Annotated in this window: 17 protein-coding genes; 14 read left to right on the top strand and 3 right to left on the bottom strand. The window is 67.8% G+C overall.

What is annotated here, in order from left to right; genetic code table 11:
• The first annotated feature begins 96 nt into the window (after positions 1 to 96).
• A complete protein-coding gene (locus OG876_RS08570; protein WP_328524251.1) occupies positions 97 to 678 on the top strand; it encodes an acyl-CoA thioesterase in 582 nt (193 codons plus the stop codon).
• Positions 675 to 1340, top strand: a complete 666-nt coding sequence (locus OG876_RS08565; protein WP_328524250.1) for a potassium channel family protein — start codon at positions 675 to 677, stop codon at positions 1338 to 1340. The genes OG876_RS08570 and OG876_RS08565 overlap by 4 nt, the downstream gene beginning before the upstream one ends.
• Here OG876_RS08565 and OG876_RS08560 read toward each other — a convergent pair.
• Positions 1337 to 1942 (bottom strand): TetR/AcrR family transcriptional regulator, encoded by a 606-nt coding sequence (locus OG876_RS08560; RefSeq protein ID WP_328524249.1) that lies wholly within the window; start codon positions 1940 to 1942, stop codon positions 1337 to 1339. The genes OG876_RS08565 and OG876_RS08560 overlap by 4 nt on opposite strands.
• 52 nt (positions 1943 to 1994) lie before the next feature.
• Between OG876_RS08560 and OG876_RS08555 the strand changes: the two genes are divergently transcribed.
• The 9 genes from OG876_RS08555 to OG876_RS08515 all read left to right on the top strand — a co-directional run bounded on the left by OG876_RS08555 (position 1995) and on the right by OG876_RS08515 (position 8502).
• Complete coding sequence (locus tag OG876_RS08555; protein ID WP_328524248.1) at positions 1995 to 3083, top strand: DMT family transporter; 1089 nt, start codon at positions 1995 to 1997, stop codon at positions 3081 to 3083.
• A complete protein-coding gene (locus OG876_RS08550) occupies positions 2971 to 3384 on the top strand; it encodes a MarR family winged helix-turn-helix transcriptional regulator (protein WP_328524247.1) in 414 nt (137 codons plus the stop codon). The genes OG876_RS08555 and OG876_RS08550 overlap by 113 nt, the downstream gene beginning before the upstream one ends.
• A 1-nt stretch (position 3385) precedes the next feature.
• Positions 3386 to 4621: a glycoside hydrolase family 3 N-terminal domain-containing protein gene (locus tag OG876_RS08545; protein ID WP_328524246.1), complete on the top strand. Its 1236-nt coding sequence runs from the start codon at positions 3386 to 3388 to the stop codon at positions 4619 to 4621.
• Positions 4618 to 4953, top strand: coding sequence for a YidH family protein (locus OG876_RS08540; RefSeq protein WP_328524245.1), 336 nt, complete (start codon positions 4618 to 4620; stop codon positions 4951 to 4953). The genes OG876_RS08545 and OG876_RS08540 overlap by 4 nt, the downstream gene beginning before the upstream one ends.
• Positions 4950 to 5258, top strand: coding sequence for a DUF202 domain-containing protein (locus OG876_RS08535; RefSeq protein ID WP_328524244.1), 309 nt, complete (start codon positions 4950 to 4952; stop codon positions 5256 to 5258). The genes OG876_RS08540 and OG876_RS08535 overlap by 4 nt, the downstream gene beginning before the upstream one ends.
• A gap of 139 nt (positions 5259 to 5397) precedes the next feature.
• Positions 5398 to 6030: a DUF47 domain-containing protein gene (locus OG876_RS08530; RefSeq protein WP_328524243.1), complete on the top strand. Its 633-nt coding sequence runs from the start codon at positions 5398 to 5400 to the stop codon at positions 6028 to 6030.
• Positions 6031 to 6032: 2 nt separating this feature from the next.
• Positions 6033 to 7031 carry an inorganic phosphate transporter gene (locus OG876_RS08525; protein ID WP_328524242.1) on the top strand — a complete coding sequence of 333 codons (999 nt, stop codon included), beginning with the start codon at positions 6033 to 6035 and terminating at the stop codon, positions 7029 to 7031.
• A 90-nt stretch (positions 7032 to 7121) separates the two neighbouring features.
• Positions 7122 to 8255: an inorganic phosphate transporter gene (locus OG876_RS08520; RefSeq protein WP_328524241.1), complete on the top strand. Its 1134-nt coding sequence runs from the start codon at positions 7122 to 7124 to the stop codon at positions 8253 to 8255.
• 13 nt (positions 8256 to 8268) lie between these two features.
• Positions 8269 to 8502, top strand: coding sequence for a hypothetical protein (locus OG876_RS08515; protein ID WP_328524240.1), 234 nt, complete (start codon positions 8269 to 8271; stop codon positions 8500 to 8502).
• Between the two features lie 49 nt (positions 8503 to 8551).
• Here OG876_RS08515 and OG876_RS08510 read toward each other — a convergent pair whose 3' ends face one another.
• Positions 8552 to 9031: a hypothetical protein gene (locus OG876_RS08510; RefSeq protein ID WP_328524239.1), complete on the bottom strand. Its 480-nt coding sequence runs from the start codon at positions 9029 to 9031 to the stop codon at positions 8552 to 8554.
• A gap of 188 nt (positions 9032 to 9219) precedes the next feature.
• Entirely contained in the window at positions 9220 to 9978 is a 759-nt protein-coding gene (locus OG876_RS08505) for a lysophospholipid acyltransferase family protein (protein ID WP_328524238.1), read from the bottom strand.
• Between the two features lie 162 nt (positions 9979 to 10140).
• Between OG876_RS08505 and thiC the strand changes: the two genes are divergently transcribed.
• The 3 genes from thiC (at position 10141) to OG876_RS08490 (ending at position 13071) form a co-directional block, all read left to right on the top strand.
• Positions 10141 to 11685 carry a phosphomethylpyrimidine synthase ThiC gene (gene thiC / locus OG876_RS08500; protein WP_328524237.1) on the top strand — a complete coding sequence of 515 codons (1545 nt, stop codon included), beginning with the start codon at positions 10141 to 10143 and terminating at the stop codon, positions 11683 to 11685.
• A 277-nt stretch (positions 11686 to 11962) separates the two neighbouring features.
• On the top strand, positions 11963 to 12520 hold the full coding sequence (locus tag OG876_RS08495) for a transposase (RefSeq protein ID WP_328524236.1): 558 nt from the start codon (positions 11963 to 11965) through the stop codon (positions 12518 to 12520).
• Entirely contained in the window at positions 12517 to 13071 is a 555-nt protein-coding gene (locus OG876_RS08490) for a hypothetical protein (protein ID WP_328524235.1), read from the top strand. The genes OG876_RS08495 and OG876_RS08490 overlap by 4 nt, the downstream gene beginning before the upstream one ends.
• Positions 13072 to 13082 lie beyond the last annotated feature (11 nt).

Here is a 13082-nt window from a genome sequence, read left to right as displayed (position 1 = left end):
GGATCGGCGCCCGCCGCAGCCTGCGATTTCGAACCTGTGGACAACTCGCCGGGATAGTCTGCGCAGATCCCAGCAGGCGAGTCCGAAGGAGTCAGCATGTCCAGCAGTCCGTCGTCGCGGCCGACCTCTGAGACACGGCTGTCGTTGTCGCACATCACCGCGCAGAACGAGACCAACCTGCTCGGCACCGTGCACGGTGGCGTGATCATGACGCTGGTCGACTCTGTCGCGGGAGTGGTCGCGGCGCGGCACTCCGGTGGGCCGGCGGTCACGGCGTCGATGGACGAGATGGTGTTCCTGGTACCGGTGCGGGTGGGCGACGTCGTGCACTTCAGCGGGCAGGTGAACTGGACCGGGCGCAGTTCGATGGAGGTCGGCGTACGGATCACTGCTGATCGGTGGGATTCCGTCGGGCCTCAGGTCCATGTGGCGTCGGCGTACCTGGTGTTCGTCGCGGTCGATGCGGACGGCCGGCCGCGGGAGGTGCCGCAGGTCGTCCCGCAGACGGATGAGGAACGCCGGCGGATGCGCGAGGCCGAGATCCGCCGAAGCCATCGCCTGGCCCGCCGCGCCGCCATCATCGCCTCCCGCGAAGAGACCGCCCGCGAGGAAGCCGCGCGTGAGCAAGCCGAGCATGCGGGAACCGAGGAAGCAGCCCTTCAGGAGAACACCCGGTGAGCGTGTTCGGGAGCGCCCGACGGCACCCGTCGGCCATCCTCCTGGTCGTGCAGTTGCTGGGCGTACTCGTCTACCCGGCGATGGAAGGCTCTCCAGGCGGCCGCGTCGCGTTCGAGATCCTCGGGATCGTCGTACTCGCGCTCGCCGTCTTCTCCGTCCGCGCAACCCCAGGCCTCACCTGGGTCAGCATCTGCCTCGGCCTGCCGGCAGTAGCGCTCTCACTGGTCGACGCGTTCAACCCGACCGAGCCCGTGATCGCGATCTCCGGTGTGCTGCACGCCGCCTTCTACTTCTACGCGGCGTACAGCCTCCTCCGCTACATGCTCTCCGACCACGACGTCACCGCCGACGAGCTCTACGCCACCGGTGCGACTTTCACCTTGGTGGCTTGGGGTTTCGCTTACCTCTACGTCTTCGTCCAGGTGCTGGTTCCCGGCAGCTTCACCGCAGCCGTTGACCCAGGCAACGATCGCACCTGGATGGAGCTGCTGTTCCTCAGCTTCACCACGCTCTCCAGCACCGGCCTGGGCGATGTCATCCCGATCACCTCATGGAGCCGATCGGTGGTCATGCTCGAGCAGCTGGCAGGTCTCGGGTACGTCGCCATGGTCGTGTCGCGCCTGGTCGGCCTCACCATCACGAGACGCAGCAGCAACACCTAGACCCGCGGCCACCCGGCCAGCAGGTCGGCCGCCGCCCGGGCGGCCACCTGGGGCGCGCGCTCCATCGCGGCCACGCGATAGCTGACGAGGGCACCCTCATGCAGCAGGAGCAACCGGTCGGCGAGCTCCCCGGGATCCGCCATGCCTGCGAGCCTGGCCTGCGCCTCGAACTCGGACCGCATCCACTGCTTCTGCCCGACGATCACCGGCATCGCCGGGTGGTCCGGCGCCGCCAGCTCCACGCTCGCGTTGATGAAGCCGCACCCGTTCCGCGACCCCGCGAGCCAATCCGTCAGCGCATCGAACAGCGCGAGGATCACCTCTTCCGGAGTGCTCGGCGCGCGGGCCGCCAGCTGTTCGTCTAGGAACGCGTGCCACACAAGGTTCCGCCGCTCCAGGTACGCCGCGATCAGCCGATCCTTCGAGCCGAACCGGTCGTACAGCGTCTTCTTCGTCACGTCGGCCACCGACGCGATCGTGTCCACACCGACCGTCCGGATCCCCTGCTCGTAGAACAGCGTCGACGCGGCCGTCAGGATGCGCTCGCCGGCCGGTGTCAGGGTGGTGGCCTCGGGCAGCTGCCGACCCACCAACAGTCTCATCTGCTGATCGAGCATACTGACAGTATACCGACCGGTGTGGTTACTGTCTCCCATGACGATTCTCCAGGTACGACGTACGCCGCGCCACCGCCTCGCCGCAGCCGGAGCGGGAGCCGGGTTCGTCGTGTTCTGGAGCTGCGGATTCATCGGCGCCCGGTGGGGCACGCAGTACACGAATGCGTTCGACCTGCTCGCCTGGCGCTTCCTCCTCGCCGGCACGCTTGCCGCAGTGGTCCTGCTGATCAGACGACCGGCGATCTCCCGCAGAGACCTCGTGACCCAGGTGTGGATGGCGGTCCTGACCCAGTTCGTCTACCTGAGCCTGATCTTCACCGGCATCGACCACGGCATCACCGCCGGCGTCACCGCACTCATCGGCTCGCTGCAACCACTCCTGATCGCCACCGTGGCCGGCCCGCTGCTCGGGGAACGCGTCAGCCGGCGCCAGTGGATCGGATTGTTCCTGGGCCTCGCCGGGGTCGGACTGGTCGTCGCCGATGACCTCAACGCAGGCCATGGTTCCTTGCTGCTGTTCCTGGTCCCTCTCGGCGGTCTGCTCGGCCTGGTGATCGGCACCTGTCTGGACCGGCAGCGAAAGCCGGCCACGAACTCTCTCGATGCGCTCTGCGTGCAGAGCCTCGTGTCCGCGATCCTGTTCACGGCACTTGCTGCTTCGACCCATCAGCTGACCGTGCCGGCTCAGCCAGGCTTCTACGGCGCCGTCGTCTGGCTGGTGCTCCTGGCAACAGGTGGTGGTTGGGGTCTATACCTGGTCAACCTCAAGCTTTCCGGCGCGACTCGCGTCAGCTCACTGCTGTACCTCGTTCCCCCGACGACGATGGTCTTCGCCTATCTGATGTTCGGCGAGACCATCGGCCTGCTGGCCGTGATCGGCATGCTCGGATGTGCCATCGCCGTACTCCTGATCAGGGTCCGGCAACCAGTACGCTGCGGGGATGGCGGAACCCCGGTGGCTGGACCAGACGGAAGCACAGGCCTGGCGCGCGTTCATCGCGGCACAGCGAGTAGTGAACAGCCGGATCGAGCAGCAGCTGCAGCGCGATGCCGGAATCCCGCACACGTACTACGAAATCCTGGTCCGGCTGTCCGAAGCGCCGGACGGCCGCCTGCGGATGAGTGAGCTCGCCGTCGCCACCCTCGGCTCCCGCAGCCGGTTGTCGCACGCGGTGAATCGGCTGGAACAGAACGGATGGGTCAGGCGGGAGGGCATCGAGTCCGACCGTCGCGGCCAGGTGGCGATCCTCACCGACCTCGGCCGGCAGAAGCTCGTGGAGACCGCGCCCGGCCACGTCGACGAAGTTCGCAAGTCGATCTTCGACGCGCTGACCGAGGAGCAGGTCGAGCATCTGTACGACGTCTGCGCGACGCTGGCCCGGCACTCCGGCGACACGGTCGATCGCGCCGTCTGGGAGCGTCGCTGAGATGAGGCGGCCGGTCGCTTTGGTCGCGATGACGGCACTAGTCGTCGCCGGCTGCAGCGACAATCAGTCCCCGCCGACCGCAGGCCCGAGCACAGTGCCGTCATCGTCGGTGCCACTGCCGACGACCCACCCCACCACCGAGCAGCCCAGCACTCCGGCCGAGACACCGACGCCGACACCAACCCCGACGTCAACGCCCACCTGCATCGATGAGAAGCTCCAGACCCTCACCCTCCGGGAGCGAGCGGCCCAGCTGATCATGACCGGCATCAGCGCCAGCGGCATGACATCTGCACAACGTGCCATCGTGCAGAAGGAGAAGCCTGGCAGCGTCTTCCTGCTCGGAAACAGCGGAAGCCTGTCCCACACGCGTACGGCGATGGCCGCAGCGAACACCGCCGCCACGGTGAAGGGCGTCCGCCCGCTGATCGCCGCTGACCAGGAGGGCGGCCAGATCCAGCGCCTGAAGGGCGCGGGCTTCGATCGGATCCCGGCCGCGACCGTGCAAGGCAGCTGGTCCACCGACAAGCTCACCGCGCGTGCCCAGCAGTGGGGCGGGCAACTCAAGCAGGCGGGGGTGAACGTCGACCTCGCGCCGGTGGCCGACGTCGTACCCACATCGCTGAAGTCCCAGAATGCGCCCATCGGCAGTCTCGACCGCGAGTACGGCAACACACCGGAGGAAGTCGGGCCGCCGGTGCAGGCGTTCGTCAGGGGGATGCAGAAGGCCGATGTGATGACGACGGTCAAGCACTTCCCAGGACTCGGCCGAGTGCGCGGTAACACCGACTTCTCGTCCGGTGTGGTCGACAACGTCACGGTTCGCGGTGATGCCGACCTGCAGCCGTACGCCGACGGGATCAAAGCCGGCGCCGCCATGGTGATGATCTCGACCGTCACCTACACCAAGATCGATCCCGAGAACCGCGCTGTGTTCTCACCGACCGTCATCCAAGGCATGGTGCGCGGCGACCTGGGCTGGAACGGTGTCGTGATCACCGACGACGTCGGGGCCGCCGCCGAGGTCGCGTCGGTGCCGGTGGGCCAGCGGGCGACCCGGTTCGTCGCGGCGGGCGGCGACGTCGTCATCAATGCCAAGGCCGGGCTGACCGCCACCATGGTGAACGCGCTGGTCGTCAAGGCCCAGCAGGACAAGGCGTTCGCCGCGAAGCTGACCAGTAGCGTGAGGCGTGTGCTGACGCTGAAGCAGGACCACGGCCTGGTGAGCTGCGGATGACGGACGAGCAGGAGCCCGACTACCGCTTCACCCTGGCGAACGAGCGGACCTATCTGGCCTACTTGCGGACCTCGCTGGCCTGCTACGCGGGCGGTCTGTCGGCGGTGCAGTTCCTCGACCTCGGTCCGGATCGCTGGCCGGCCCGGATCATCGGTGTGGTTCTGGTCACTGCCGGAATCGTCACCACCGCGGGCGCCTTCCGTCGCTGGCAGTTGAACCTGACTGCGATGCGCACCGGTGCCAGCCTCCCGGTCACCCGGCTGCCGTTGATGCTCGGGGCAACAATCGCGACGGTCGGCCTGATCGCCCTGCTCTTCTCACTGTGGCGATGAGCACACCCGATCCCGGTCTGCAGCCCGAGCGCACCCTGCTCGCCTGGCGCCGGACCGCGCTGGGCCTGATCGCCAACGGCATCCTCCTGATTGCCTCCGGCCACGGTTCCTCCGACGTCCGCACCGGCCTCGGCATCGTCGTACTCGTGCTCGCGCTGTCCTGCTGGGCCGCGGTCAGCGCGGTGTACCGCCGTAGCGGCGGGTCCGCGGTGCATGCCCTCGGCCACGACCGAGTGCTCCGCGTCGCCGCCGGTTTGGTCCTGGTCGTCGGCCTCTTCGACCTGTACGCCGTGATCACTCACTGAAACCGATCAGTCACCTACCGTCCGTCTCGGCCCGGCCGAGTTCATTCCGACGCGCTACGTTGATCAGGCGGATGCCGCGTCAACCGCCTGCTCCCCCTAGCATGTTCACGGTTTGTCCCTCGTTCACCCGGAGCTTGAAGTGCCGTTACGTCTGCGTCCGAACGACCCGACGTTCTACGACCTTTTCACCGAGTCCGCCAACCACCTCGTGGACGGAGCCCGGATCCTGGCCGAGCTGCTCGGCAGTACGGCGGGAACCGGCCTCTCCTCGAGTCACCAGATCGCCGCCGAGATGAAGGACGCCGAGCACGCGGCCGACGAGACCACCCACTCGATCATCCGCCGGGTCAACTCCACCTTCGTCACTCCGTTCGACCGCGAGGACATCTACCGACTGGCCTCCGTTCTCGACGATGTGATGGATTTCATGGAGGAGGCGGTCGACGCCGTCCACCTGTTCAAACTGGACAAGTTGCCGGAGGAGATCGCCGAGCAGATCGAGGTGCTCCAGCGGATGGCGCAGCTGACCGCCGAGACGATGCCCCGGCTGCGCACGATGAAGGACCTGGCCGAGTACTGGATCGAGATCAACCGGCTGGAGAACACCGGCGACGCGGTGCACCGCCGGATCATCGCCAAGCTCTTCAGCGGCGAGTACGAAGCCCTGACCGTGATGAAGTTCAAGACCGTGGTGGACCTGCTGGAGGCCGCGATCGACGCGTTCGAGCACGTCGCCCACACGGTCGAGCAGATCGCCGTCAAGGAGAGCTGAGCGTGGAGCTCGCGCTCATCGTCGCCCTCGTCGTCATCGCCCTCGGATTCGACTACACCAACGGCTTCCACGACGCCTCCAACGCGATCGCGACCTCGGTCTCCACCCGCGCGCTCACCCCGCGGGTGGCGCTGGCGATGGCGGCGGTGATGAACTTCGTCGGCGCATTCCTCGGCACCGAGGTGGCCGAGACAGTCGGCAAGGGCATCATCAGCGCCCCGAGTGGCGAGAAGGGCCTGGTGGTCGTGATCGCGGCCTTGCTCGGCGCGATCACCTGGAATCTGATCACCTGGTACTTCGGCCTGCCCAGCTCCTCGTCGCACGCGCTGATCGGCGGTCTGATCGGCGCCGGGGTCGCCTCGTCGAGCATCGTGCTGTGGTCGGGCATCCTCGACAAGGTCGTCATCCCGATGGTGCTGTCACCCGCGATCGGCTTCTTCGGCGCGTTCGCGCTGATGATCGCGATCCTGTGGACGTTCCGGCGCAGCAACCCTGCCAAGACCACCCGCGGATTCCGGATGGCGCAATCGCTGTCGGCGGCGGCGGTGGCGCTCGGGCACGGCCTGCAGGACGCGCAGAAGACGATGGGCGTCATCTTCCTCGCGCTGCTCACCGCCGGTTATGTCGACGCGGGCGACGGCATCCCGCTGTGGGTCAAGCTCTCCGCCGCGACGGCGATCTCGCTCGGCACCTACTCCGGCGGCTGGCGGATCATGCGCACCCTGGGGCGCCGGATCATCCACCTCGACCCGGCCCGCGGCTTCGCCGCCGAGGCGGTCGCCGCGACCGCGCTGTACGTGATGGCGATCGGTCTGCACGCACCGGTCTCCACGACCCAGACGATCACGTCGGCGGTGATCGGCGCCGGTGCGACCAAGCGGCTGTCGGCGGTTCGCTGGGGAGTCGCGAGGAGCATCGTCATCGCGTGGGTGCTGACCATTCCGGCGGCCGGCATCATCGCGGCGCTCTTTTACGGGGTGGCCCATCTGATCTCGGAGTGAGTTCCCTCGATCTGTTCACTTCGAATTCACCAACTGGCCCTACCGTCGACCCACGCTGTACATCGCCGGCCCAGGGGGGAAGTGATCGCGATGGACCTGTCCTTCCTTGTCGTCGTGGTGATCATCACCGCGTTGGTGTTCGACTTCACCAACGGTTTCCACGACACCGCCAACGCGATGGCGACGTCCATCGCCACCGGCGCGCTCAGACCCAAGGTCGCGGTCACCGTGTCCGCGGTGCTCAATCTGGTCGGTGCGTTCATCTCCACCGCGGTGGCCACGACGATCTCCAGCGGCCTCGTCGACGACTCGAAGATGACCGTGCCGATCATCTTCGGCGGACTGGTCGGCGCGATCCTGTGGAACCTGGTGACCTGGTACTTCGGCCTGCCGAGCTCCTCGTCGCACGCCCTGTTCGGCGGCCTGATCGGCGCCACCTGGATCGCGGCCGGCAGCGGCGCGATCAACTTCGACACAGTGGTGCAGAAGATCATCCTCCCCGCGATCGCCGCGCCGATCGTGGCCGGCGCGGTCGCGCTGCTGGGCACCTTCCTCGCCTACCTGATCACCCGGCGGGCCCGGAAGAAGTCGGTCGAGGCCGGGTACAAGAAGGGGCAGATCGTGTCCGCGTCGATGCTCTCGCTCGCCCATGGCACCGGTGACGCGCAGAAGACGATGGGTGTCATCACGCTGGTGCTGATCACCTCCGGCAGCCTCGCGGAGGGTTCGAAGCCGCCCACCTGGGTGATCTTCTCGGCCGGCCTGGCGATCGCCCTGGGCACCTATTTCGGTGGCTGGCGGATCATCCGGACGATGGGCAAGGGCCTGACCGAGATCGAGTCGCCGCAGGGCTTCACCGCCGAGAGCAGCTCGACCGCGGTGCTACTGGCCTCGTCCCACCTGGGCTTCCCGCTGTCCACCACCCAGGTCTGCTCCGGCAGCATCCTCGGCACCGGCCTCGGCAAGCGGCTCGCGGAGGTGCACTGGACGGTTGCCCGGCGGATGGCGATGGCCTGGCTGTTCACGCTCCCGGCTGCCGCGGTCGTCGGCGCGCTCGCCGGCCAGGTGGCCAGCTCCGGCACCTTCGGCGTCGTCATCGTCGCGGTCCTCGCGGTCGTGGCCAGCTCCGGCATCTACGCTGCCTCCCGGCGCCGGCCGGTGACGCCGGAGAACGTCAACGACGACCCGGCCTCCACCCCGGCCACCACGGCCGCGGTGATCTGAGAGGAGTACGGCGATGCACATCCACTGGAGCGCACTCGGGCAGGTGGCCCTCGTCAGCCTGCTCTTCGGGGTCGGGCTGGCGATCGTGTTCGCGTTCGGTGTGACCGCGATGTCGCGGCGGGCGGTGGCGATCGAGGAGAAGAAGCCGCCGTCGATCGTGGACACCTCGGTGGCCGCGCTCTGCTTCGCGGCCTGCCTGGCGGCGCTCTTCTACGGGCTGTATCTGATCATTCCGCAGTTCCACTGACACGCGTACGACGGACGGTCCGCTCGAGGGCTGTCCGTCGTACGGGTCGTCAGCGGTTCCAGCGCCGTACCGACTTGGCCACGTCCTTGGAGCGGATGGAGCCGAGGTTGTACTCCCATGCGGCGGCCAGCTTGCCGCCGAGGACGCTCGCGTCCAGATAGATCCTCGGGCGCACCGCCACGGCCCAGGTGGCGGCGGCCGCGTGGCCCTGCTGGTGGAGCAGGTGGTCCACGGTCGCCTCGATCCGGTCCCGGTTCTCGCCCCTGAGGCCATCACAGGCCCAGCGCTGCATGATCGCCGTGTCGTCGGACGTCATCCTGGCCAGATAGGTCAGCGGACCGCGCCAGAAGCCCCGGCTGCCGATACTGTCCAGGCTCTCCAGCGGGAACCAGCCGTTCTGGCAGCGGCGTCCGTTCACCGCGGATTCGATCTCCCGGGCGCGGTCCGCGGACAGGCCCCGGGTCGCCCAGTCGACGAAGAACGTCCCGGCGTCCGGGATGTGCTCCGCCACGTGCGGCGCTGGAGTCATCTGTCCCGGCTCGAACAGATGGAGCTCTTCCGGTGATTCGAACAAAACCTTCCCCGCCCGCCTGAGTACCGCGGCCGCGCGTTCCACTACCCGGCTCGCCGCACAGGGACCCCCCAGGTTCCTGTTCTGTCAACAACGACAAGTCTTCGTACCCTCGTTCCCGCCCGAGGGTCAAGGTCTTGTCCGCGTTACCGGTCCTCCTTGGTCCGCCGCGCGGCCCGGCGGGCGAGCTCCTCCTGATCCAGCCGCTCGGCCTCGGCCGGAGTCGGCGCGGCACCGCCGTACGACGCCGGCAGCCACCAGGCACCGGCCGGTTGCTCAGGGTACGCGCGGATGGTCTGGTCGAGCATCCCGGCCATGGTCGAGTGCAGGCGCGCGGTCGCGTCGGTCGCGTCGTCGCCCCGGGTGACGGTGATCGGTGCGCCGACGGTGATCGCGATCGTGCGGTGCCGGGAGAAGTCGCGCGGATGGTCCTTGGTCAGCATCCGCTGCGTGCCCCACAGGATCATCGGAATGATCGGTACGCCGGCCGCGGCAGCCATCCGGACCGTGCCGGACTTGAACTCCTTGAGCTCGAACGACCGGCTGATCGTGGCCTCCGGGAACACGCCGACGACCTCGCCCTGGCCGAGATACCGGAGCGCTTCGCGGTACGACGCCATCCCGGCCGCGCGATCCACCGGGATGTGGTGCATCCCGCGCATCAGCGGCCCGGAGTACCGGTTGCGGAACAGGACCTCCTTGGCCATGAACCGCACCAGCCGCTTGCTCGGCACCGCGCCGAAGCCGCCGAGCACGAAGTCGACGTAGCTGATGTGGTTGAGCGCGATCACCGCGCCACCGGTCCGCGGCACGTTCTCCGTCCCGGTCAGCTGGAACTTCAGGTCGAGCACCTTGAACGCCGTCTTCGCGAAGCCGATCACCGGTGGGTACACGAGGTCACGCATCCCCCGACGCTACCCGGCCGGTCAAGACGGCGGGTTAAGGTGACGGTGACAATTGGAGATCGCGGGAGCTCGCACCGTAGTGGGCTGAGAGGGCGGCTGGGTGAACCGGCGCCGCCGACCGCCGAACCTGTCCGGGTAATTCCGGCGTAGGGAGCAGCAAGGGTGAATGTCAGCACGATTCGACCGACTGTCACCACCGGCCCGATCTCGGGGTCGGAGAAGATCTACCGCGGTGAGCTGGGCGTCCCGGCCCGCCGCGTCCACCTCACCAACGGCGAGCACTTCGACCTGTACGACACGTCGGGTCCGTACACCGACGCGTCGGCGCGGATCGACGTACAAGCCGGACTGCCCGCACTCCGGCGGGACTGGATCGCCGGGCGCGCACCACTGACCCAGCTGGGTCACGCGCGGGCCGGGACAATCACCGAGGAGATGAGGTACGTCGCCGTCCGGGAGGGCCTCGATCCGGAGTTCGTCCGGTCCGAGGTGGCCCGGGGCCGGGCCGTGATCCCGGCGAACCGGCGGCACCCGGAGAGCGAGCCGATGATCATCGGGAAGAAGTTCCTGGTGAAGGTGAACGCGAACATCGGCAACTCGGCCGTCAGCAGCTCGGTCGAGGAAGAGGTCGAGAAGCTCGTCTGGGCGACCCGGTGGGGCGCGGACACGGTGATGGACCTGTCCACCGGCAAGAACATCCACGAGACGCGGGAGTGGATCCTGCGGAACTCTCCCGTGCCGATCGGGACGGTCCCGCTCTATCAGGCGCTCGAGAAGGTGAAGGGTGATCCGGCCGCGCTGTCGTGGGAGGTGTACCGCGACACGGTGATCGAGCAGTGCGAGCACGGTGTCGACTACATGACGGTGCATGCCGGCGTACTGCTGCGGTACGTGCCGCTGACCGCCGGCCGGATCACGGGCATCGTGTCCCGGGGTGGCGCGATCATGGCCGCCTGGTGCCTGGCACATCACCAGGAGTCCTTCCTGTACACGCATTTCGCGGAGCTGTGCGAGATCCTGCGCACCTATGACGTGACGTTCTCGCTGGGCGACGGGTTGCGGCCGGGGTGTATCGCGGACGCCAACGACGCGGCGCAGTTCGCCGAGCTGCGGACGCTCGGGGAGCTGACCAGGATCGCCTGGGAGCACGACGTCCAGGTGATGATCGAGGGGCCGGGCCACGTGCCGATGCACAAGATCGCCGAGAACGTGCGGCTCGAGGAGGAGCTCTGCGGCGAGGCGCCGTTCTACACATTGGGGCCGTTGGCAACTGATGTGGCGCCGGCCTACGACCACATCACGTCCGCGATCGGTGCGGCTCAGATCGGCTGGCTGGGTACGGCGATGCTCTGCTACGTCACGCCGAAAGAACACCTCGGGCTGCCGGATCGCGACGATGTGAAGACCGGCGTGATCACCTACAAGATCGCCGCCCACGCGGCCGATCTGGCCAAGGGACATCCGGGTGCGCAGGCCTGGGACGACACGTTGTCCAAGGCAAGGTTCGAGTTCCGCTGGGAGGACCAGTTCAACCTCTCGCTGGATCCCGACACGGCCCGCTCGTTCCATGACGAGACCCTGCCCGCCGAGCCGGCCAAGACCGCCCACTTCTGCTCGATGTGCGGCCCGAAGTTCTGCTCGATGCGGATCACCGCCGACATCCGCGCGGCGAACGACCAGAAGCTCTATCTGCCGCTCGCCGACTGAGGCACGATCCGGCCCGCAGTACGCCGTACTCCGGGCCGGAAGCGTGTTGACTGCGTGTGAAGTGCCGGGGGCGAGTCGAGATGCCGAGGTCGCCGGATTGAGCGGAGAATTGGGGGAATCGGTGGACCGACGGAGCGATCACTGGGAGTGACTGGGTGAACCGATTCAGGTTTCTTCCTTCACTCTACGTGAATAAGACTGTAGCCTTAAGGCGTTCGGAAGGAGGTGCAGGGCGATGGTCTTCGTTCTCACGGTAGATCAGCGCGGCAGCCGAAGCATGAGCGATCTCGTACCCGAGCTACTGAACTCCCTGAACCGCCGGCCGCGACGGGCCGGGTTGCTCCGGAAGTTCGAGCGGACCGCCGGCGACGAAGTGCAGGGCATCCTCTCGGAGGCTCGCGCCACCATCGACGTGATCGTCGAACTGCTCCGCACCGACACCTGGTACGTCGGACTCGGCGTCGGCGAGGTCACCCAGCCCCTGCCGCGCAGCACCAGGGCGGGTAGCGGCGACGCGTTCGTGTACGCGCGGGAGGCGGTCAACCGGGCCAAGTCGAGCCCCCACCACGTCAACGTGGTCGGTCCGGATCCACACCGGGCAGAGCAGGTGGAAACCGTGCTGTGGCTGATGGCGTCCGTACTGCGGCGCCGGAGCGACCGTGGCTGGGCAGTGGCCGACCTGCTGGCCGAAGGACTCACGAGGCGGGAGATCGGCGTGAAGCTGGGGATCAGCCAGTCGGCGGTGACACAGCGGGCGCAGGCCGCCGGGTTCGCCGAGGAGCAGCGTGGACGGGTGCTGGCGGCCGAGTTGCTCGGCGCTGGAGTGGCTGCGTGACGGCGCTGGTCCTGTCGTTGACCGGCGCCGCCCTGATCCTCGCCGGACTGGCGTGGGTGCCGAAAGCCGGCTCGACCCTCGAGATCGTCATCAGTGGCGTCATGCTGGCCTGTCTGGTCGCGGTCGGCCTCCTACTGCTGGCAGGCAACGGTGTGGAGGGCTGGCGCGAACGCTGGTGGGACGTGTTGCTCCTGCTGTCCGGGGGACTCGCAGTGACTGGTGGCGGGCCGCTGACGACTTCAGTGCTGTCGCTGGTGGACCGGGGGAACACGAGAGCCCAGTCGACACAGAAGGCCGGCGAGGTACTGCGTGGTGGCGCGCTGATCGGCTCGCTCGAGCGGGCCGCGATCTTCGCGTCGCTGGTCTCCGGCTGGCCGGAGGGCATTGCGGTCGTGCTGGCGATCAAGGGACTGGCCCGCTACCCCGAGCTGCGTAGCCCGGACCAGCCGGCCTCGGTCACCCCGCAGGCGGTCGCCGAGCGGTTCATCATCGGCACGTTCACCAGCGTCCTGTGGGCGGTGACATGCGCCGGCTTCCTGCTGTCGCACTAGATCGCGTCCAG

It is taken from the genome of Kribbella sp. NBC_00359, assembly GCF_036097425.1.
GTDB lineage: Bacteria > Actinomycetota > Actinomycetes > Propionibacteriales > Kribbellaceae > Kribbella.
The sequence above is the reverse complement of the archived record's forward strand: the minus strand, read 5'-3'. Positions and strand labels throughout refer to the sequence as shown.